The organism is Streptomyces kanamyceticus, assembly GCF_008704495.1.
GTDB classification, from domain to species: domain Bacteria; phylum Actinomycetota; class Actinomycetes; order Streptomycetales; family Streptomycetaceae; genus Streptomyces; species Streptomyces kanamyceticus.
Genome location: NZ_CP023699.1, coordinates 8,799,863 through 8,820,309, shown reverse-complemented (window position 1 = coordinate 8,820,309; position 20,447 = coordinate 8,799,863). Strand labels below are relative to the sequence as shown.

The window sequence follows — 20,447 nt, the reverse complement described above, 5'->3', positions numbered from 1 at the left end:
GGCGATTCCTCGAACCACGGCGATTCCTCGAAGGAGATCAACAGCGGGCGTGAATCGCCTGTCGCCTCGGTGCCGCTTCGCCTATCCGGGCCATTGGACACGAATGCCTTACGCACGGCCCTGCGTGATGTGGTGACGCGCCACGAAATTCTGCGCACGGTCTTTCCGGTGACGGACGGGGTGCCCCGCCAGGAGATCCTGGACGCGGCCGCCGTCCGTCTGGACGTTCCGGTGCGGGAGGCACGGCCGGATGAACTGCCGAGGCTGGTGGCCGAGGCGCAGGAGGAGGACTTCGACCTCGCGAGCGAACTTCCCTTGCGGGCGGCACTGTTCGGCACGGGACCCCAGGAACACGTGCTAGTCGCCACGTTCCACCACATCGTGTTCGACGGCTGGTCGACGGCCCCGTTCGTCCGCGATCTGGCGCTCGCCTATCGGGCCAGGACGGACGGCCTGGCGCCCGAATGGCCCGAACTCCCCGTCCAGTACGCCGATTTCACTCTCTGGCAGCGGGAGGTGCTCGGCGATCCGGCGGACCCGGACAGTCACTTCTCCCAGCAACTCGTCTACTGGACCAAGACCTTGGCAGGGGTACCCGCCGAACTCGCCCTGCCCGTCGACCGGCCCCGTCCCGCCGCCGCGACGCACCGTGCGGGCGCGGTTCCCTTCCGGCTCGGCGCCGAGGTGCGGCAGCGGATCGCCTCGGTCGCCCGGGCGTACGACGCGAGCGTGTTCATGGTGCTGCACGCGGGGCTCGCGGGGCTGCTGCACCGGCTTGGCGCGGGCACGGACATCCCGGTCGGCAGTCCGGTCGCCGGGCGCACCGACACCGACCTGGAGGATCTGGTCGGCTGCTTCGTGAACACCGTGGTGATCCGCACGGACACCGCGTCCGACCCGGCGTTCGGCGAGCTCGTGCGCCGGGTGCGGTCGGCCGTCCTGAGCGCCCTCGACCATCAGGACGTGCCCTTCGAGCAGGTGGTGGAGGCGGTCAACCCGCCGCGCTCGGCGGCCAGGCACCCGCTCTTCCAGGTCATGCTCAGCCTCCAGAACAGCACGTCGGAGCCGCCCCGCATGCCGGGCCTCGGCGTGCGGACGCTGGCGCAGGGCAGGGACAGGGCCCTCACCTTCGACCTGCTGCTCGACGTGACGGAGGGGACGGGAGGCGCGGAGGGAGCGAGCGGGATCGAGGGGCGGCTCGTCTACGCCGAGGACCTCTTCGACCGCGCCACCGCCGAACGCCTGGCCCACCGCCTGGAGGATTTCCTGACGCAGGCGACCGCCGACCCCGCGCTCCCGATCGGCCTCCTGGACGTCGTACCGCCCGCAGAGCGCCGCACGATCCTGGAAGAGTGGCAGGGCCTGGACCTGCCGATACCGGCCGGGTCGGTACCGGAGCGCTTCCGGCACCGCGCGGCCACGGCGCCGGACGCCACCGCCGTCATCTGCGGCGACACCCGCATGACCTATGCCGAACTGGACGAACGGTCCGACCGGACCGCCCGATGGCTGATCCACCACGGGGCCGGGCCCGAGCGGTTCGTCGCCGTCGCGATGGAGCGCTCCGCCGATCTCGTGGTCGCGCTGCTCGCCGTCCTGAAGGCAGGTGCCGCCTACCTTCCGCTGGACCCGCGCAGTCCGGACGGGCGACTGCACACGGTCCTGGACGGCGCACGCCCCTCTCTCCTCCTGGCCGATGCGGCATCCCGTGAACGCGCGGTGGGCCTGGTGGCTCCGTACGCCGATGTGCCGGTGCTCACCATCGGCGATGTGCCCCAACAGAGCGTCGGGGAGGCGGAGTTGCCGTACGTCGCCGAGGATCAGGCGGCGTACGCGATGTTCACGTCCGGGTCCACCGGCACCCCCAAGGGCGTGCTGGTGACGCACCGGAACATCGTCGCCCTCACCGCCGACCCCTCCTTGGCCGACGGCGACCACGCCCGGGTCCTCGCGCACTCCCCGCACTCCTTCGACGCCTCGACGTACGAGCTGTGGGTGCCGCTGCTCGGCGGCGGCACCGTCGTCGTGGCACCGGCGCGGGACTCGGTCGCCCGGGCGCTGGAGGAGGCCGTCCCGGAGCACGGTGCGACCGGCGCGTTCCTCACCGCCGCGCTGTTCGACTCCCTTGTGGCGGAGGGGAGTTCCGCGCTGCGGTCGTTGCGTCACGTATGGGTGGGCGGCGAGGAGCCGTCGGCGGCCGCCGTGCGTCGCTTCATCGAGGAGTATCCGGAGACGTCGCTGACCAATGCCTACGGGCCGACCGAGAACACCACCTTCTCGACCACCCAGCCGCTGCGTCCCTCCGGGTACTCCGGTGGCCGACCGCCCATCGGCCGCCCCATGGCCAACACGCGGGTGTACGTCCTGGACGGCGGTCTTCGTCCCGTGCCGCCCGGTGTCGTCGGCGAGCTCCACCTGTCCGGCGCGGGCCTCGCCCGCGGCTATCTGGGCCGCCCCGACCTCACCGCCGAACGCTTCGTCGCCGACCCCTTCGGCGCCCCCGGCACCCGGATGTACCGAACCGGAGACCTCGTCCGGTGGACCGCGCACGGCACGCTCGCCTTCGTCGGACGCACCGACGAGCAGGTGAAGGTGCGGGGCTTCCGCATCGAGCCCGGCGAGATCGAGGCGGCGCTCGCCGGTGCCCCCTCGGTCGGGCAGGTTGCTGTGATGGTCCGTGACATGGCTTCGGGCGAGCGGCAGTTGGTCGCATATGCCGTGCCGACGGATACGGCGGATCCAGCGGACGCCGGGAGTCTCGGCCGGGAGCTCGTCTCCCGCGCGGCGGAGCTGCTGCCCGACTACATGATCCCCGCCGTCGTCGTCCTGCCCGACGGACTGCCGCTCACCGCCAACGGCAAGCTCGACCGGGCGGCCCTGCCCGCCCCGGACAGCAGTACCGCTCCCCCACGCGCGCGGGAACCACGCACCCCCGTGGAGAAGGCGCTCTGCGAGCTGTACGCCGACGTCCTGAGCCTGCCGCACGTCGGCGTCGACGACAGCTTCTTCGACCTCGGCGGTCACTCGCTCCTCGCCATCCGTCTCGTGGGACGGCTCCGCTCGGTGCTCGGTGCGGAGGTCGGCATGCGCACGATCTTCGAGGCGCCCACGCCCGCCGCCCTCGCCGAACGGTTCGCCCCGGCACCGGGCGGCCCTGGCCGCCTCTCCGCGCGGCGGCCCCGGCCCGGCCGTCTCCCGCTCTCCTTCTCCCAGTTGAGGTTCTGGTTCCAGGGCGAGCTGGCCGACGGAGCCGACGCGCACGCCATCACCATGGGGCTCCGCCTCACGGGGCGGCTCGATCCGGTGGCGCTGCGGACGGCGCTGCGGGACGTGGCAGGGCGGCACGAGAGCCTGCGGTCCGTGTTCCCCGCCCGGGACGGCGTTCCTCAGCAGGTGGTCCTCGACGAGGAGGCCGCGCGGCTCGAACTACCCGTACGCGACGTAGCCCCCGATGCCGTGACGGCCGCGCTGGCCGCCGCGTCCGGGCACGTCTTCGACCTGGCGCACGAGACGCCGCTGCGGGCCGAGCTGCTCGCCACGGGGCCGACCGAGCACGTCCTCGTACTCACGGTGCATCACATCGCCTTCGACGGCTGGTCGGCGGCGCCCTTCCTGCGCGATCTGTCGACGGCCTACGCCGCACGTCTCTCGGGACACGCGCCGCGTTGGGACGAACTGCCGGTGCAGTACGCCGATTTCACTCTCTGGCAGCGCGAGGCACTGGGGGAATCCACGGATCCCGAAAGCACGCTCATGGAGCAACTCGCGCACTGGACATCGGTGTTGGACGGGATGCCCGAGGAGATCGCGCTGCCCGCCGACCGTCCGCGTCCGGCCACCGCGTCACATCGGATGGGCTCCGTCGCGCTGCGCGTCGGACCGCGTGAACACCGCCTGCTCGCCGAGCTCGCCAAGGATCGGGGCGCCAGCCTGTTCATGGTGCTTCACGCGGCGCTCGCGGGCCTGCTGCACCGCCTTGGCGCGGGCACGGACATCCCGGTCGGCAGCCCGGTCGCCGGGCGCACCGATGCCGCCCTTGAGGACCTGGTGGGCTGCTTCCTTAACACCGTGGTGATCCGCACGGACGCCTCGGGCGACCCGTCCCTCAGCGAGCTCACCGACCGGGCGCGCACCGCCGTGCTCGCCGCTCTGGACCACCAGGAAGTGCCCTTCGAGCGCCTCGTGGAAGCGGTCGATCCGACGCGCTCGGCGACCCGGCACCCGCTCTTCCAGGTCATGCTCAGCCTGCAGAACAACGCGGCCGCCGCTGCCGAGCTGCCCGGCCTCGATGTGACGGCGCTCGACGACGGGCGGGATCCGGCGGTCCCGTTCGACCTGCTCTTCGATGTCGCCGAGTCCGCGTCCGATGAGGGACTTACGGGCCGCCTGAGCTACGCCGAGGACCTCTTCGACCGCGCCACGGGCGAGCGCATCGCCCGCTGCTTCGAGCGCTTCCTCGCCGGGGCCCTCGCCGCGCCCACGCGGCCGGTGGGACAGGTCGAGATCATCTCCCCGGCCGAACGGGACGCCGTGCTCGGGGAGTGGAACGGCCGTGCGTGCGAGCCGACGCCCGGGTCGCTGCCGCGGTGGTTCCGGGCGCAGGCGGCACGCACGCCCGACGCGATCGCGGTGATCCACGGCCGGGCCCAGCTCACCTATGCCGAGCTCGACGCCCGCGCCGGACACCTCGCGCGACAGCTGCTCGCACGGGGCGCGGGACCCGAGCGCCTGGTGGGCGTGGTCATGGACCGCTCCCCCGACCTGCTGGTCGCCCTGCTGGCCGTGCACAGGACCGGCGCGGCCCAGCTGCCCCTCGATCCCCGGCACCCCAAGGCCCGGCTCGACGCGATCATCGCGGACGCGGCGCCCGCGCTCGTACTGTGCGACACCGCCGCGCGTGAGGCGCTTGGCGGGGCGGACTGGCTGGCCGTCGACGACGACCCGCACCTCCGCGACGCGATCGCCGACTTGAGCGCGGATGGCCTCGCCGGGGAAGCCGAAAGGACCGACCCCGACAGCGCCGCCTACGTCCTCTACACCTCGGGGACGACGGGCAGGCCCAAGGGCGTCACCGTCACCCACGGCAATCTCGCCCAGCTCCTCGACGCGATGCGCCATCGCACGGCGGCGACCGCCGCGGACCGGCTGCTCGCCGTCACCACGGTCGCCTTCGACATCGCGCAACTCGAACTCATGCTGCCGCTGCTCGTCGGCGCCGCCGTCGTCATCGCGTCGGAGGAGGACGTACGGGATCCGCAGGCGCTCGGCCAGTTGATCGAGCGGCACGCGGTCACCGTGCTGCAGGCCACCCCGTCGCTCTGGTCGGGCCTCGTCGACAGCGCCCCGGAGGCGGTGCGCGGGCTGCGCGTCCTCGTGGGCGGCGAGCGGCTGCCCGGCGCGCTCGCCGCCGCACTGCGCGCCCTGGCGGACGACGTCACCAATGTGTACGGGCCCACCGAGACGACCATCTGGTCGCTCGCCGCCCCCATCGACCAGGGCAACGAGCAACGGCCGCCGATCGGGAGCCCGTTGCCCAACACGTGGGTGCGCGTGCTCGATCCGGGTCTGCGCCTCGCGCCGGTGGGCGTGGTAGGTGAGCTGTACCTCGCCGGTTCCGGGGTGGCCCGCGGCTATCTCGGACGCCCCGGCCGCACCGCCGAGCGCTTCGTCGCCGACCCCTTCGGCGCCCCCGGCACCCGGATGTACCGCACCGGGGACCTGGTGCGCTGGACCGCGGACGGCGACCTCGACTTCGTCGGACGTGCCGACGACCAGATCAAGATCCGTGGCTTCCGCATCGAGCCGGGCGAGGTCGAGGCCGTCCTGACCGGCCATCCCGCCGTCTCCCGGGCGGCCGCGCTGGTACGCGAGGACGCGAACGGCACACCCCGGCTGACCGCGTACGCCGCTCCGGCAAGGGGCGCCGCGACCGAGGACCTCGCGGGGGAACTCGCCCGACGGGCGGCCCGACTGCTGCCGGACTACATGGTGCCCACGGTCGTCGTACTGCCGGAGGGCCTGCCCCTGACCCCCAACGGAAAGCTGGACCGGGCCGCCTTGCCCGCCCCCGACTTCGCCGCCGTCACCACCGCGCGCGCACCGCGCACCCCGGCCGAGACCCTGCTCTGCGAACTCTTCGCCGACATCCTCGGCCTGCCCCGTGTCGGCGTCGACGACAGCTTCTTCGACCTCGGCGGCGACAGCATCGTCGCGATCCGCCTGGTCGCGCGGGCCCGCGCCCGCGGTCTCGGCATCTCCGCGCGGGACGTGTTCCGCCACAAGACGGTCGCCGAACTCGCCCAGCACGCGCGGGAACGGGCGCCCCGCACGAAGACAAAGACGAGGGCAAAGGCGGAGGCGGAGGCAGAGGCGGGGGTGACAACGGCGGGCCGGGCCGTGCCGCTCACGCCGATCATCCGGTGGCAGCGGGACCGCGGCGGCCCGGTCGACGGCTTCCACCAGAGCGTGCTCCTGCGGACGCCCGCCGCGCTCCGGCTGCCGCAGCTCGTCGCGGTGCTCCAGTCGCTGCTCGACCGGCACGACGCCCTGCGGATGCGACTCGACCGCGCCGAGCGGTGGCGGCTCGACGTGCTGCCGCGCGGCTCGGTCGACGCATCCGGGCGCGTCGTGCGCGTCGACGCCACCGGCCTGACCGGCGATGAGCTGGCCGAACTCGTCCGCACTCAGGCTGATTTGGCGCGTCGGCGGCTCGGGCCCGGCGAGGGGAACATGGTTCAGGCGGTGTGGTTCGACGCGGGAGCGCGGCAGTCCGGACGGCTGTTGCTCGTCATCAACCACCTTGTGGTGGACGGGATTTCTTGGCGCATCCTGCTTCAGGACCTGCGTACGTCCTGGGAGTCGATGAAGCCCGTCGGCTCCGACCTCGCCGCCCGCTCCTCCCTCACCCCCGGCCTCGTCCCCTCTCTCGGCATCTCCCCCGGCATCTCCTTCGCCGAGTGGGGCGACCTGCTCACCCGTACCGCACCGGGCCGACGCCCCGAACTCCCCTTCTGGAAGGGCCTGATGGAGGGCGCGGAGGATCTCGTCCCGGGGCCCGGGCTCGACTCGGCGCGCGATGTCCTGTGTTCGCAGGGCACCGTCACCAGGACCCTGTCGCCCGAACTGACCGACGCGCTGCTCACCCGGGTGCCCGCCGCGTTCGGCACCGGCGTCAACGCCGTACTGCTGTCCGCCCTGGGCCTGGCCGTTCACCGTTGGCGGTCGACGCACCTCCCCGGGAGCACCGCGCCGTTCCTCGTGGATGTCGAGGGGCACGGACGCGAGGAGCTCGCCGACGGCCTCGATCTGTCGTCGACCGTGGGCTGGTTCACCAGCATGTTCCCCGTACGCCTCGGGCGGCCGGAGTCCGGTCCTGACGGTGGGGCGCGGTCCCTCCAGGAGCAGTTGAGCGCCATGCCGGACAAGGGCATCGGCTATGGACTGCTCCGGTATCTCGACCCGGAAACCGCCCCGGAGCTGGCCGAACTACCTCGGGCTCAGGTGCTCTTCAACTATCTCGGCAGGTTCGAGCGATCCGCCGACGCCGCGTGGGGCCTTGCCTCGGAGGCGGGCGCGGTCGGCGGTGGCGGCGATCCTGACATGCCGCTCACTCATCTCCTCGAAGTCTCCGCGGTCGCCATCGACACACCCGACGGGACTGAGTTGCGGGCCACTTGGGCGTATCCGAGTGCCTTGATCGAGAAGCCTCTTGTGGCGGAGCTCGCCGACGGCTGGTTCGCCGCCCTCACAGCCATGACCGTACGCGCCGAAGGAACGGGAAGGACGGCATGAGCGCCGCACCTCACCAAGGCTCCGCACCTCACGAAGGCTCAGCGCGGCCCGCGCCGCTCCAGCAGGGGCTGTTCTTCCACACCGCGTACGACCCGGAGGGCCAGGCCGTCTACACCACTCAGCTGACCCTCGACTTCGAGGGCCCGCTGGATCCGGGGACGCTCAGGGCCGCCTGCCGGGTCCTGCTCGACCGGCACGACAGCCTGCGCTCCGGGTTCCGCACCGACGAGTCCGGGGCTCCCGTGCGCTTCGTCGTGCCCGAAGTCGCCGTGGAGTGGGGCCAGTTGGACCTGAGGCCGTCGGATCCCGCCGCCGTGCGGGACGCCGGGACCTCCCAGGTCATGGAGGAGGAGCGCGCCCGCCCCTTCGACCTCGCGCGGCCCCCGCTGGTCCGTTTCCTGCTGGTGCGAGTCGACGAGGACCGCTGGCGTTTCGCGCTGACGAACCATCACATCATTCTGGACGGCTGGTCGACGTCCGTCCTGCTCGACGAACTCTTCGATGTCTACGGCCAGTTGGACGAAGGGCGCGATCCCGAGCTGTTCCCCGCGCCCGCCTACGGTGCCTATCTGGAATGGCTCGAAGACACCGGCCCCGATGAGGCGCGGGCCGCCTGGGCGGACGCTCTGGCGGGAATCCAGGGGCCCACGCTGGTCGCGCCACAGGCCGTCGGCACCGTCATGCCCGAGCGGATCCTGTGCACGCTGCCCTCCGACCTCGGCACCGCGCTGAGGGAGCGGGCCCGGGAGTGCGGAGTCACCCTCAACACCGTGGTGCAGGTGGCCTGGGGTCTTGTGCTGCGCCACGTGACCGGCAGGGACGACGTGCTCTTCGGCATGACCGTCTCGGGCAGGACCGCGGACGTCGAGGACATCGACACCATGGTGGGCCTGCTCATCAACACCCTTCCGGCCCGTGTCCGGCTCGCCGCGGGGGACACCGTCGCCGAGGTGCTGGAACGGACGCAGGACGCGCATCTCGACTTGTTCGACCACCATCACCTGGGGCTCACCGAGATCCAGCGCGATGCCGGGTTCGGGACCCTGTTCGATACGACGACGGCCTTCGAGAACTATCCGGTGAGCGGCGGCGACCACGCGCTGGGCGACGCGGTCCTGGTCGGCACCGGCGGGTTCGACGCGACGCACTACCCCCTCTCGCTCATCTGCACGCCCGGCGAGGAACTCGGCGTCCGGCTCGACTACCGGCCCGATCTGTTCGAGCGCGCGGCGGCGGAGCGGATCCGCGACTGGTTCGTACGCGTCCTGGAGACGATCGCCGACAACCCGCGGCGCACGGTCGCCTCGGTCTCCGTCCTGACGCCGCGGGAGCGCCACCGGATCCTCCTGGAGTGGAACGACACGGCGCGCCCGCTGCCCCCTGGCTCCCCCGCCACCCTGCCTGACCTGATCGAGGCGCGGGCGGCGCGGCAGCCCGACTCGCCCGCCGTCGCGCACGCCGGGCGTGAGCTGACCTACGGGGAGCTCAACCGGCGGGCCAACCGGTTCGCCCGGCTGCTCCTCGAACACGGCGCCGGTCCCGAGGCGCTGGTGGCGCTGGCCCTGCCCCGGACGCCCGACATGGTCGTCGCCGTCCTGGCCACCCTCAAGACGGGCGCCGCCTATGTGCCCGTCGACGTGCGCTATCCGGCCGGGCGGATCGCACAGATGCTCGGCGACGCGAGCCCGCTCGTCGTGGTCGTCGACGGCGGCACAGGGACGAACACCGGGATCGCGCCCCCGGACGGCGCCACCCTCGTCGTCATGGACGCCGACCCGGTCGTACGGCACACCGCGGCCCAGTCCCCCGGCGATGTCACGGACGCCGAAAGGCCCCGGCCGCTGCTGCCCCGGCACCCCGCGTACGTCATCCACACCTCGGGCTCCACCGGCACGCCCAAGGGCGTGGTCGTCGAGCACGCCAACGCGGTCCATCTCGTCGCCACGGTCGAGGACCAGTTCGGCCCGGACGGCCTCGCGCGGGTCCTGGCGTCGACGTCCCTGAGCTTCGACGTGTCGATCCTGGAGATCATCACGACGCTGGCGACCGGCGGCGCCATCGAACTCGTCGACGACCTGTTCGCTCTCCTGGAACGCGACAGCTGGCAGGGCAGCATGCTCAGCGGCGTGCCGTCCGCGGTGGCGAGCGTCCTGGCGGGCTGCGACACCCGGCTCTCCGCGCGCGAGGTCGTGCTCGGCGGCGAGCCGATCCCGCGCGGCCTGCTGCGCGAGCTACGGGAACGGGTGCCGGGCGGCACGGTCACCAACATCTACGGCCCCACCGAGACGACCACCTACGCCACGACGTGGCGCGACGACGGAGAGCCCGCCGACACCGAGCCCCCCATCGGCCGCCCGGTCCCCAACTGCCAGGCGTACGTGCTCGATCCGTGGCTTCAGCCGGTACCGGTGGGGCTGCCCGGTGAGCTCTACCTCGCGGGGGCGGGCGTCGCGCGCGGCTATCTCGACCGGCCCGCGCTGACCGCGGAACGCTTCGTGGCCTGCCCGTTCGGCGACCCGGGGCGCCGGATGTACCGCACGGGCGACCAGGTGCGCCTGCGTCCCGACGGTCAACTCGACTTCCTGGGCAGGCTCGACGGCCAGGTGAAGATCAACGGCTTCCGCGTCGAGCCCGGCGAGGTGGAGTCCGCACTGCTGCGGCACGAGCGGATCGCGCAGGCCGTCGTCGTCGCGCGCGGCGAACGGGCGGACGACCGCAGGCTCGTCGCCTACGTCGTGGCCGCGCCGCCCGGCACGGCGCTCGGGACCGCGTCCGGCACGGCGCTCGAAGCGGCCGAGCTGCGCCGCTTCGTCGGCGACCGCCTGCCGAGGCACATGATCCCCGCGACGGTGGTCCAGCTGCCCCGCTTCCCCCTGCTGCCCAACGGCAAGCTGGACCGGGCCGCGCTGCCCGCCCCCTCGTACGCTCCCTCGTACGCCCGCTCGAAGAGCCGCGCACCGGCCGATGACCGCGAACGGACCCTGTGCGCGCTCTTCGCCGAGGTGCTCGGCGCGGACCACGTCGGGCCCGACGACGGGTTCTTCGAACTGGGCGGCCACTCGCTGCTCGCCACCCGCCTGGTCAGCAGGGTCCGGTCGGCGCTCGGCGCGGAGATCTCCGTCCGTACGCTCTACCAGGCACCGACGCCCGCCGCCCTCGCGGGCCGGATCGACGCCACGGACCCGGCCACCGGACTCGACGTGCTGCTGCCGCTGCGGCGTACGGGAGGACGGCCGCCGCTGTTCTGCGTGCACGCGGCGAGCGGGCTCGCCTGGCCGTACACGCGGCTGCTCCCCCACCTCCCCGCCGACCTGCCGGTGTACGGCCTCCAGTCGCCCGCCGTCGACGCCCCGGACACCGGCCCGCTCACCCCCGACGGCATGGCGCGCGACTACGCCGGGCGGATCCGCGCCGTACAGCCGCACGGTCCGTACCACCTCATCGGCTGGTCGGTGGGCGGCAACATCGCCTACGCGGTCGCCGCCGAGCTGGCGGCGGCGGGCCAACAGGTCGCGTTCCTAGGACTGTTGGACTCCTATCCACCGGATCCGGCGCTCCTCGCCGACCGGGACACGATGCTGCGCGGGATCCTCGACGGCATCGGTTTCGCCGCCGACGGGAGCCCGCCCGAGCGGATCGCGGCGCTCGGCGAGCGGACCGTGGCGGGGGTGCGGGCGACCGCGCGCGGCGCCCTCGACATGCTGCGGACCGTACCGCCGCAAGCCCCCGGCCTCGACATCACGCACTTCCGGGCGGCCGCCGACGGGCCGGTCCCTGGCGCGGAGCCGAAGTCCTGGCAGGCGTTCGCCGGTGGCCGCCTGACGACGTACGACATCGGGTGCGGCCACCACCGGATGCTGGACCCCGCGCCGCTCGCCGAGATCTGCGCGCTGCTCACCGACTCGTGGAAGGGACGGGCCTCCTCATGACCGACGTCTTCGCGACGGACCCCGCGCGACCGCTCAGGGACATCGATCTCGCCGATCCCGTCCTGCACGCGGAGCGGGACCTGTCCGGCCTGTGGCGGCGGCTGCGCGCCGACGAACCGGTCCACCGGCAGCCCGGGCGCGGCGCGCGCCCCGGATTCTGGGTCCTTACGCGCCACGCGGACGTCTCCGCCGCCTACCGGGACTCCGAGCGCTTCCGCTCCGACCGGGGCAATGTCCTCGACACCCTGCTCGGCGGCGGCGACTCGGCGGCCGGGCTGATGCTGCCGGTCATGGACGGCGCCCGGCACGCCTCGCTGCGCGGTCAGTTGATGAAGGCGTTCTCGCCGCGCGTGCTCGCCTCCGTGGTCGACAGCATCCGCCGGGCCTCGCGCCAGGTCGTGGAAGAGGCCCTGGACAAGGGGCGGTTCGACTTCGCGCGGGACGTCGCGGGGCAGCTGCCGCTCCGCGCGATCTGCGACCTCCTCGACGTGCCCGCCACCGACCGGCAGCGGCTGCTCGACATGACGTCGTCGGCGCTCGGAGCGCACAGCGAGGCCGAACTGCGGGACGGCTCCTGGGTGTCCAAGGGAGAGATCCTGCTGTACTTCTCGCGGCTCGCGGCGGCCCGCCGCGACGACCCGCGCGAGGACGTCATCAGCCTGCTCACCCAGTGCCGGGTCGACGGTGTGCCGCTCAGCGACGAGGAGGTGATCCTCAACTGCTACAGCCTGATCCTGGGCGGCGACGAGACCACCCGCCTCGCGCTCGTCGGAATGGTCGCGGCCTTCCTCGACCATCCCGAGCAGTGGCACGCGTACCGGGAGGGCAGGGTCGGCACGGATTCGGCCGTCGAGGAGGTGCTGCGCTGGACCACGCCGACGCTGCACGCCGGGCGTACGGCGGCCGTGGACATCGCCCTGCACGGGCAGACGATCAGGGCGGGTGACGTCGTCACGCTGTGGAACGCGTCGGCCAACCGGGACGAGACGGCCTTCCACGCGCCGGACCACTTCCTCCTCGCGCGTACGCCGAACCAGCATCTGACCTTCGCGCACGGCGCGCACTTCTGTCTGGGGGCGTTCCTCGCGCGGGCCGAGATCGGCGCGGTCCTGAGGGACCTGCGGGAGCTCGTCGGATCCATGGAAGCGGCGGGTCCCGCGCGGCGCATCTACTCGAACTTCCTGACCGGAATCGGCTCCCTGCCGGTGGCGTGGGGGCCCGCATGACCCTCGGCAGGAACCTCAACGGGCCCCTCAACAGGCCCTTCGCCAGACGCTCTTGACGCGAACACGACGACCTGTATGGTCTAGGCCAACTAGGAATTCCCGTTCCGGTTGCCTCGTGTTCCGCTGCGCTCCCTGAGCGGGAACTCCGCCTCCCTTCGCGCCTCTTGGCCCCACCCTCGAGAGGACGCCCTGCCGCATTAGGGGTCCCCTACACCCTGAATGCGCGGGAAGACCTGATGTGAAGGAGAACTCATGCGTTCCCGCAGGAAGATCGCCGCTGTCATAGGCGCCGCACTCGCACCGGTCATCGCCGTGAGCCTGCCCGCGAGTTCGGCGAGCGCCCACGGTTACATCTCCAATCCGCCGAGCCGACAGGCCCAATGCGCGGCAGGAACCGTCAGCTGCGGTGAGATCAAGTACGAGCCGCAGAGCGTGGAAGGGCCCAAGGGGCTCAGCAGTTGCAGCGGCGGAAACAGCAGGTTCGCCGAACTCGACGACGACTCGAAGGGCTGGGCCGTCACCAACGTCAACAGCACGACCCAGTTCCAGTGGACGCTGACGGCCCGGCATTCCACCAGCACCTGGCAGTACTACGCGGGCGGCCAGAAGATCGCCGAATTCGACGACGGCGGCGCACAGCCCGGCGCCACGGTCACGCACGACGTGAACTTCGGCGGTCTCAGCGGAAAGCAGAAGGTTCTCGCGGTGTGGAACATCGCGGACACCGCCAATGCCTTCTACGCCTGCATCGACGTGAACGTCGGCGGCTGAGGCTCCCCCACCTGCTCTCCCTCCCCCCACCCCTCCATCGGCCGCCGGTCCCCCCGGCGGCCACCTAGGAGTGAGCCCATGCGCTCCCGCTTCATCGGGCTGCTGACCGCCATCGCGGCGGCCGCCTCCCTCGCCCTGCTCACGCTCGCCTCCCCGGCCTCCGCCGAGAAGGCGCCGAAGAGCGCGGCGGACGAATTCGTCGTCAGCGAAGCCCAGTTCAATGAAATGTTCCCGAACCGGAACGCCTTCTACACGTACAACGGCCTGACCGCCGCACTCAGCGCCTACCCCGGATTCGCCCAGACCGGCAGCGACACCGTGCGCAAGCAGGAGGCGGCGGCCTTCCTCGCCAATGTGAGTCACGAGACCGGCGGCCTCGTGTACGTCGTCGAGCAGAACACCTCGAACTATCCGCACTACTGCGACGCGACCCAGCCCTACGGCTGTCCCGCGGGCAACGACAAGTACTACGGCCGCGGGCCCATTCAGCTCAGCTGGAACTTCAACTACAAGGCGGCGGGGGACGCGTTGGGCATCGATCTGCTCAACAACCCCGATCTCGTCCAGAACGACGCGGCCGTCGCCTGGAAGACCGGACTCTGGTACTGGAACACCCAGACGGGCCCCGGCACCATGACGCCGCACGACGCCATGGTGAACAGCGCGGGATTCGGCGAGACCATTCGCAGCATCAACGGAACCCTCGAATGCAACGGAGGAAATCCCTCCCAGGTGCAGAGCCGCATCGACAGCTACAAGCGGTACGCCCAGATCCTCGGAGTGGACCCGGGCGGCAACCTCAGCTGCTGAACCGCCGGTCGGTCAGCCGTTCGGCAGGATGACGGCGCGACCGTTGACACGGCCCGCGTGCAGGTCCTCGTACGCCTTGGGCGCCTCGTCCAGGGCGTACGTCTCCACGTGCACGTCGATCGCGCCCGCCCTGGCGAGGTCGAGCACCTCGACCAGCTCCGCGCGGCTGCCCCAGTACGGGGAGCGGACCGCGACGTCGTACGCCGTCGTGCCGAAGCCGACGGACGCGGCGCCGCCGCCGATGCCGACGATGGCCACGTCCGCCTCCACGGCCGCACAGGCCGCCGCGGTGGCGGCGGTGGGCGGCGCGCCGACGAAGTCGAACACCGCCTGGGCACCGAGCCCGCCGGTCAGTTCGCGGACCTTCGCCGCCGCGGCCTCGTCCGAGAGGACCGCGTCGTGGGCGCCGACCTCGCGGGCCAGGGCCAGCTTCTCCTCGGTGACGTCCAGGGCGATCACCCGCGCCGAGGTGAGCGCCCGCAGGAGCTGGATGGCGACGTGCCCGAGGCCGCCCGTGCCGATGACCACGGCGGTGCTGCCGGGCGTCAGCTTGGGCAGCGAGGTCTTGATCGCGTGGTACGGGGTCAGACCCGCGTCGGTGAGCGGCACCGCGGTGACCGGGTCCAGGTCACCGAGCGGGACCAGGTGGCGCGCGTCGTCCACGAGCAGGTACTCGGCGATGGCGCCGGGCGCGCCGAGTCCCGGCGGCCTGATGCCGAGCTCGGCGGCGCGGGTGCAGTAGTTCTCCTTGCCCTGCGCGCACATCAGACAGGTGCCGCAGCCCCACGGCCCGTACACGGCCACGGAGTCGCCGACCGCGAACCCGGTGACGCCGTCGCCGAGCGCGGCGACGGTGCCCGCGCCCTCGTGGCCGAGGGTGAGCGGCAGCGGGAAGGCGAGCGCCTCGGCGGGCATGCTCATCACGGCGATGTCCGAGTGGCACACACCGGCGGCGGTGACCTTGAGCAGCACCTGGCCGGGCCCGGGCTCGGGGCGCGGCACGGTGACCACCTCGGGGTGGGCGCCGACGCCGCGGTACTGGACGGCCTTCATCTCGGCGGGCAGGTCCGACATCTGGGATGCCTTCTTTCTTACTGTTAGTGCTCTCTTGCCGTTTCGTGCACTGTGTGGTTTTCGAACTCCTGATCAGGTGTGCCCGGGTCAGCGTGCCGCGTAGCCGCCGTCGACCAGGTGGTAGCTGCCGTTGATGAACGAGGCGCGGTCGGAGAGCAGGAACAGGGTGAGCTCGGCGACCTCCTCCGCGGTGCCGAGGCGGCCCTGCGGGTGGAGCGAGATCAGGTGGGCGCGCTGGGACTCGGCGCCCTGGAGCAGCGGGGTGTCGATGAAGCCGGGGCCGACGGCGTTCACGCGGACGCCCTGGTCGGCGTACTCCACGGCGGCGGTCTTGGTCAGGCCGACGACCGCGTGCTTGGCGGCGGAGTAGGCGGGTGAGCCCGCGAAGCCGTTGGTGCCGAGGATCGACGACATGTTGACCACCGCGCCGCCGCCGGAGGCGAGGAGGTGCGGCAGCTCGTACCGCAGGGAGTAGAAGACGCCGTTGAGGTTGGTGTCGATGACCCGCTGCCAGTCCTCGACGCCGTACTCGCCGGTCGGGGCGGAGGCACCGGCGATCCCGGCGTTGTTGACCGCGAGGTGCAGGCCGCCGAACGTCTGAACGGCGGACTCGACGGCGCGGCGCACGGACTCCGGGTCCGTGACGTCGACGTGCACGGCGGCGGCGCGGCCGCCCGCCTCGGTGAGGGCCGCGGTGACGTCCTTGGCGCCCTGTTCGTTGTGGTCCGCGACGACCACGGACGCGCCGGCCGCGGCGAGGCGGCGGGCCACTTCGAGGCCGATGCCGGAGGCGGCCCCGGTGACCAGGGCGGTCTTCCCCGCGAACCCGGCCCCGGGGTCGCTGACCGCGGCGGAGCTGGTGGTGGTGTCGGTGCTGGTTCCTGTGGACACGGACATGGTGGTACCTGGTTTCACTTGCCGGTGGTGCTGGGTGCGGGTTCGTCGGCGAGCGCCGCGAACGCCGATTCGATGAGCCGCGGGAGAGGGGTGGTCGCGCCGGGCGCGATCCAGAACCGCACGGCGGTGCCGAAGGCCCCGACCGCGAGCGAGACGGCGAGCGCCGGGCGCAGATCGCGCTCGGCGTCCAGGCCGAGACGGCGCGCGACGATCGCCACGGACTCGCCCTCGGCCTCGTCCCGCACCCGCAGATAGGCGGGCAGCAGCGCGGGCTCCTGGTGGAGCAGTCGCAGCAGGTCGCCCGAGCGGGGCTCGCGGTGCCAGGCGGCGGGATCGTCGTCCAGCCAGCTCCGCAGCGCGCGGTAGTAGGCCGTGAGGGGGGCCTCGTCGGCGGGGCGGACGGCGAGCGCCGCGTTGATCCGGGCGTAGTCGGCGCGGAGCGCGTCGACTACGGCGTCCTCCTTCCCGGCGAAGTACCGGGAGAAGGTGCGGCGGGAGACGTCGGCGCGTTCGCTGATCGTCTCGACGGTGACCCGGTCGAGGCCGTGGGCGAGGACGAGGTCGACGGCGGCGCTCGCCATGGCCTCCCGGCTCTCCTGGACCTTGCGGGTCCTGCGGCTCTCCTTGGTGCTCATGTCTTCGACTGTACTCCTCGAAGTGTCCCAGTGGGACACTTGGCCCGACGGGACAGGAGCAGGCGCCGACCGCGGGCCGCGCTCAGCCCTCCACCACCTCGACCTGGTCGGACACCGCCACGACGAGGACCCGCGTCCCCTCCTCCGTGGCGCGCCAGCGGTGCCGCACCCCGCCGGACAGGAGGACGCTGTCACCGCGCCCCAGGCGGTGGACGCGCCCCGCCGCCTCCACCTCGACACCGCCGTCGGCGACGTACATCAACTCGTCGTTGCGGTGCAGGAATTCACGGCCCGCGTCCGACTCACCGGTGAACTCAAGCGCGTGGAGCTGGTGTTGACCTCGCGTCAGTGGCCGTACGCCGGCGGTCGGGGTGAGTCCGCCCGCGTCGCCCGCCCGCACGACGTCGACCACGCGACGCTCGCCGGAGGCCGCGAGGAGCTGGACGGCCGTGGTGTCCAGGGCGTCGGCGATGCGCTGGAGCGAGCGCATGCTCGGGCGGGCCCGGTCGTTCTCGATCTGGCTGAGGAACGGCACGGAGAGGCCGCTGCGCCCGGCCACCGCGGCGAGCGTGAGGTCGAGGCTCCTGCGCCGCCGCCGTACGGCGCCGCCCACGCGCGGCGTTCCGTCGCCGTCGCCGCGGCCGCCGCCCCCCTCGTCCGCACTCACACTCACGTCCACGTCCGCCCCCATGTCAGCACCCATGCCCCGCACCCTAATTCGCCTCCGCGCACACCTTCGTACGGCTGTCACACGCTGGACACACTCCCCCCTTAGTTTCAAAGTCGTTCGCTGTCATCAAAGAAACTTTGATGGACGTCGCTCCGATGCCGTGGGGGATCCCGCCATGCCCGCCGTAGACCAGAACTCGCGCCGCCGACACGCCACTGGGCTCATCGCGCACGATCCGGACACCGCCTACGCGGGCTACACGCTCTTCGCGCCGCTCACCGGTCCCGGCGAGGTCCATCTCGTCGACATGGCGGGGCGCACCGCGCACCGGTGGACGTTCCCGTACCGGCCGGGGCGGCACGCGCGCGTGCTGCCGGGCGGCACCCTCGCGTACAACGGCGTCCTGCCCGGCGAGGACGCGCTGTTCCCCATGTGGCACAAGTACCGGGGCGGCGTGATGCTCCAGGCGGCGCCCGACGGGACCGTCCTGCGCGAGCACCGCGACCCGCTCCAGCACCACGACGCACACCACCTGGACGACGGCCACATCCTGTACACCGGGCTCGAACCCCTGCGGGGCGCGGACGCGGGCGCGGTCGCCGGGGGCGTGCCCGGTTCCGAGGCGGCGGACGGCGTCGTCTGGGCGGACACGATCCGCGAGGTCGACGCCGAGGGGCGGACGGTGTGGTCGTGGCGCGCCGCCGAACACCTCGACCGGGACGCCTACGCGCTGCACCCCGCGTACGCCCGTGAGCACTGGCCGCTGATCAACAGCGTCACGCCCCTCGCCGACGGGAACGTCCTCGCGAGCCTGCGCAGCGTCTCCGCGGTGATCGTCATCAGCCGGGCCACCGGTGAGGTCCTGTGGCGCACCGAGCCCGGCACGGTCTCGCAACAGCACGCGCCGACCGAGCTGGCCGACGGGAACCTCCTCGTCTTCGACAACGGCGTGTTCCGGCCCCACCACGACGTCCCGTACTCGCGGGTGATCGAGATCGAGCGGGCGAGCGGCGCGGTGGTGTGGGAGTACCACGACCCGGCGCGGGAGTTCTTCTTCGCGCCGTTCATGGGCAGCGCGCAGCGCCTCCCCAACGGGAACACGCTCATCACCGACTCGCCGTCGGGCCGGCTCTTCGAGGTGACCGCCGAGGGACAGCTGTGTTGGGAGTACGTCGTGCCGTACTTCGCCGGGTACCAGGAGTCCGAGGTGCGCGGCCTGTTCCCCGCCGAGCCGAACGCCGTCTTCCGCTCCTACCGGTACGCGGCGTCCGAACTGCCCTGGCTGGACCGTGCCGGTGGTGCCTCATGAACGCGCCGACGAAGGCCGACGCGGTGGCTCCGGTGGACGAACGCGTCCCGCTGCGGAGCCTGTTGCCGCTCTCCGCACAGCACGTCCTGGCGATGGTCGCGGCGCCCGTGTCCACCGTCTTCCTCACGGCGGGCGCCCTGCGCCTCTCGCCCGGCGACACCGCGTCGCTGCTCAGCGCCGTTCTCGTGCTGTGCGGTGCGGGCGCGCTCGTCCAGTCGCTCGGGGTGTGGCGGATCGGCGCGAGACTGCCGTTCGTGATGCTGCCCGGCGGCGCGGCCACCGCGCTGTTCCTGGGGATCGCCGAGGACCACGGTGCGGCCACGGCCACCGGTTCGGTGCTGCTCGCCGCGGCGCTCCTGCTCGCCGTGCTGCCGCTGTACGCGCGGGTCGTGCGGTTCTTCCCGCCGCTGGTGATGGGGGTGACGGTGCTGCTCATCGGCATCGCGATGGTGCGCGTGGCCGCGCAGCTCATCGCGGGGAACGGCGGGCAGCCCGCGCCGCCGCGTGCCGTGGTCCTCGCCGGTCTCACGGTGGCCGCGACCGTGACGGCGTACGTGCTGCTTCGGGGCGTGTGGCGGCAGACCGCCGTGCTCATCGGCATGGCGACGGGGACGCTGCTCGCGGTGGTCACGGGCCTCGGCGAGTTCCGCCCCGCGGCGGGTTCCGGATTCTCCCTGCCGACCCTCCTCCCCTACGGCGCCCCGCACTTCGATCCGCTCGCCGCGCTGCCGCTGCTGCTCTTCAGCCTCACCACGCTCGCGGAGATCACCGGACAGACCGTCCTCAACAGCGAGTCGGCGGGCCGCACACCCGATCCGGGCCGCGACGTGCCGCGCGTGGCCAGGGCCGACGCGCTCGTCTCGCTCGTCGGCGGCGTCTTCGGCACCTCGCTGATGGTGACCAGCGCGGAGAACATCGGCATCGGCAGGCTCACCGGGGTGCGCAGCCGGTTCGTGACGGCGGGCGCGGGCGCGCTGCTCGTCGTGACCGGGCTCCTGGCCCCCGTGTCGCGGGCGGTCGCGGGCATCCCCGCGGCGGTCGTCGGCGGCTCCTCGCTCGTCGTGTACGCGGTGATCGCAATCCTCGGCGTGGAGATGCTGCGCCGCGCGGACCTGGGCCAAGGGCCCGGACAGGGCACAGGATCGATGGTGGCGGCGCTCGCCCTGGCGGCCGGTCTCCTGCCGCTGCTCTCCCCCGGTCTGTACGACGGTTTCCCCGACTGGGTGGGGACGGTGCTCGGCAGCGGGGTGGTCGCGGGGACGCTGACGGCGGTGCTGCTCTCCGCGCTGCTCCGCGGCCGCTCCCCCGACGACTCCTCCTGAGGGCCCTTCGCGC

General features: G+C 72.5%; 10 protein-coding genes and 1 pseudogene. 7 read left to right on the top strand and 4 right to left on the bottom strand.

From position 1 onward, the window contains the following. Positions 1-72: 72 nt before the first annotated feature. The 5 genes and pseudogenes from CP970_RS38275 to CP970_RS38255 all read left to right on the top strand — a co-directional run. Positions 73-7,791 (top strand): annotated as a pseudogene (locus CP970_RS38275) (amino acid adenylation domain-containing protein); the annotation flags it as partial. Continuing rightward, positions 7,788-11,720: a non-ribosomal peptide synthetase gene (locus CP970_RS38270; protein WP_055545715.1), complete on the top strand. Its 3,933-nt coding sequence runs from the start codon at positions 7,788-7,790 to the stop codon at positions 11,718-11,720. The pseudogene CP970_RS38275 and the gene CP970_RS38270, both read left to right, overlap by 4 nt. Beyond that, positions 11,717-12,946 (top strand): cytochrome P450, encoded by a 1,230-nt coding sequence (locus tag CP970_RS38265; protein ID WP_055545713.1) that lies wholly within the window; start codon positions 11,717-11,719, stop codon positions 12,944-12,946. The genes CP970_RS38270 and CP970_RS38265 overlap by 4 nt, the downstream gene beginning before the upstream one ends. Before the next feature lie 252 nt (positions 12,947-13,198). Next, positions 13,199-13,717 (top strand): lytic polysaccharide monooxygenase auxiliary activity family 9 protein, encoded by a 519-nt coding sequence (locus tag CP970_RS38260; RefSeq protein WP_055545711.1) that lies wholly within the window; start codon positions 13,199-13,201, stop codon positions 13,715-13,717. Positions 13,718-13,795: 78 nt separating this feature from the next. Continuing rightward, on the top strand, positions 13,796-14,527 hold the full coding sequence (locus CP970_RS38255; RefSeq protein WP_150494515.1) for a chitinase: 732 nt from the start codon (positions 13,796-13,798) through the stop codon (positions 14,525-14,527). A gap of 12 nt (positions 14,528-14,539) precedes the next feature. Here CP970_RS38255 and CP970_RS38250 read toward each other — a convergent pair whose 3' ends face one another. The 4 genes from CP970_RS38250 to CP970_RS38235 all read right to left on the bottom strand — a co-directional run bounded on the left by CP970_RS38250 (position 14,540) and on the right by CP970_RS38235 (position 17,824). After that, positions 14,540-15,580 carry an NAD(P)-dependent alcohol dehydrogenase gene (locus tag CP970_RS38250; protein WP_055545169.1) on the bottom strand — a complete coding sequence of 347 codons (1,041 nt, stop codon included), beginning with the start codon at positions 15,578-15,580 and terminating at the stop codon, positions 14,540-14,542. A 108-nt stretch (positions 15,581-15,688) separates the two neighbouring features. Beyond that, entirely contained in the window at positions 15,689-16,498 is an 810-nt protein-coding gene (locus CP970_RS38245; protein WP_079043311.1) for an SDR family NAD(P)-dependent oxidoreductase, read from the bottom strand. Positions 16,499-16,512: 14 nt separating this feature from the next. Beyond that, complete coding sequence (locus tag CP970_RS38240) at positions 16,513-17,133, bottom strand: TetR family transcriptional regulator (RefSeq protein ID WP_055545157.1); 621 nt, start codon at positions 17,131-17,133, stop codon at positions 16,513-16,515. 82 nt (positions 17,134-17,215) lie between these two features. Next, positions 17,216-17,824 (bottom strand): helix-turn-helix domain-containing protein, encoded by a 609-nt coding sequence (locus CP970_RS38235; protein WP_055545156.1) that lies wholly within the window; start codon positions 17,822-17,824, stop codon positions 17,216-17,218. 154 nt (positions 17,825-17,978) lie between these two features. On the opposite strand from CP970_RS38235, the gene CP970_RS38230 reads away from it, so the two are divergent. Both CP970_RS38230 and CP970_RS38225 read left to right on the top strand, forming a co-directional pair. Further along, a complete protein-coding gene (locus tag CP970_RS38230; RefSeq protein WP_055545155.1) occupies positions 17,979-19,112 on the top strand; it encodes an aryl-sulfate sulfotransferase in 1,134 nt (377 codons plus the stop codon). Continuing rightward, positions 19,109-20,434 (top strand): uracil-xanthine permease family protein, encoded by a 1,326-nt coding sequence (locus CP970_RS38225; RefSeq protein ID WP_055545154.1) that lies wholly within the window; start codon positions 19,109-19,111, stop codon positions 20,432-20,434. Before CP970_RS38230 ends, CP970_RS38225 begins: the two co-directional genes overlap by 4 nt. Positions 20,435-20,447 lie beyond the last annotated feature (13 nt).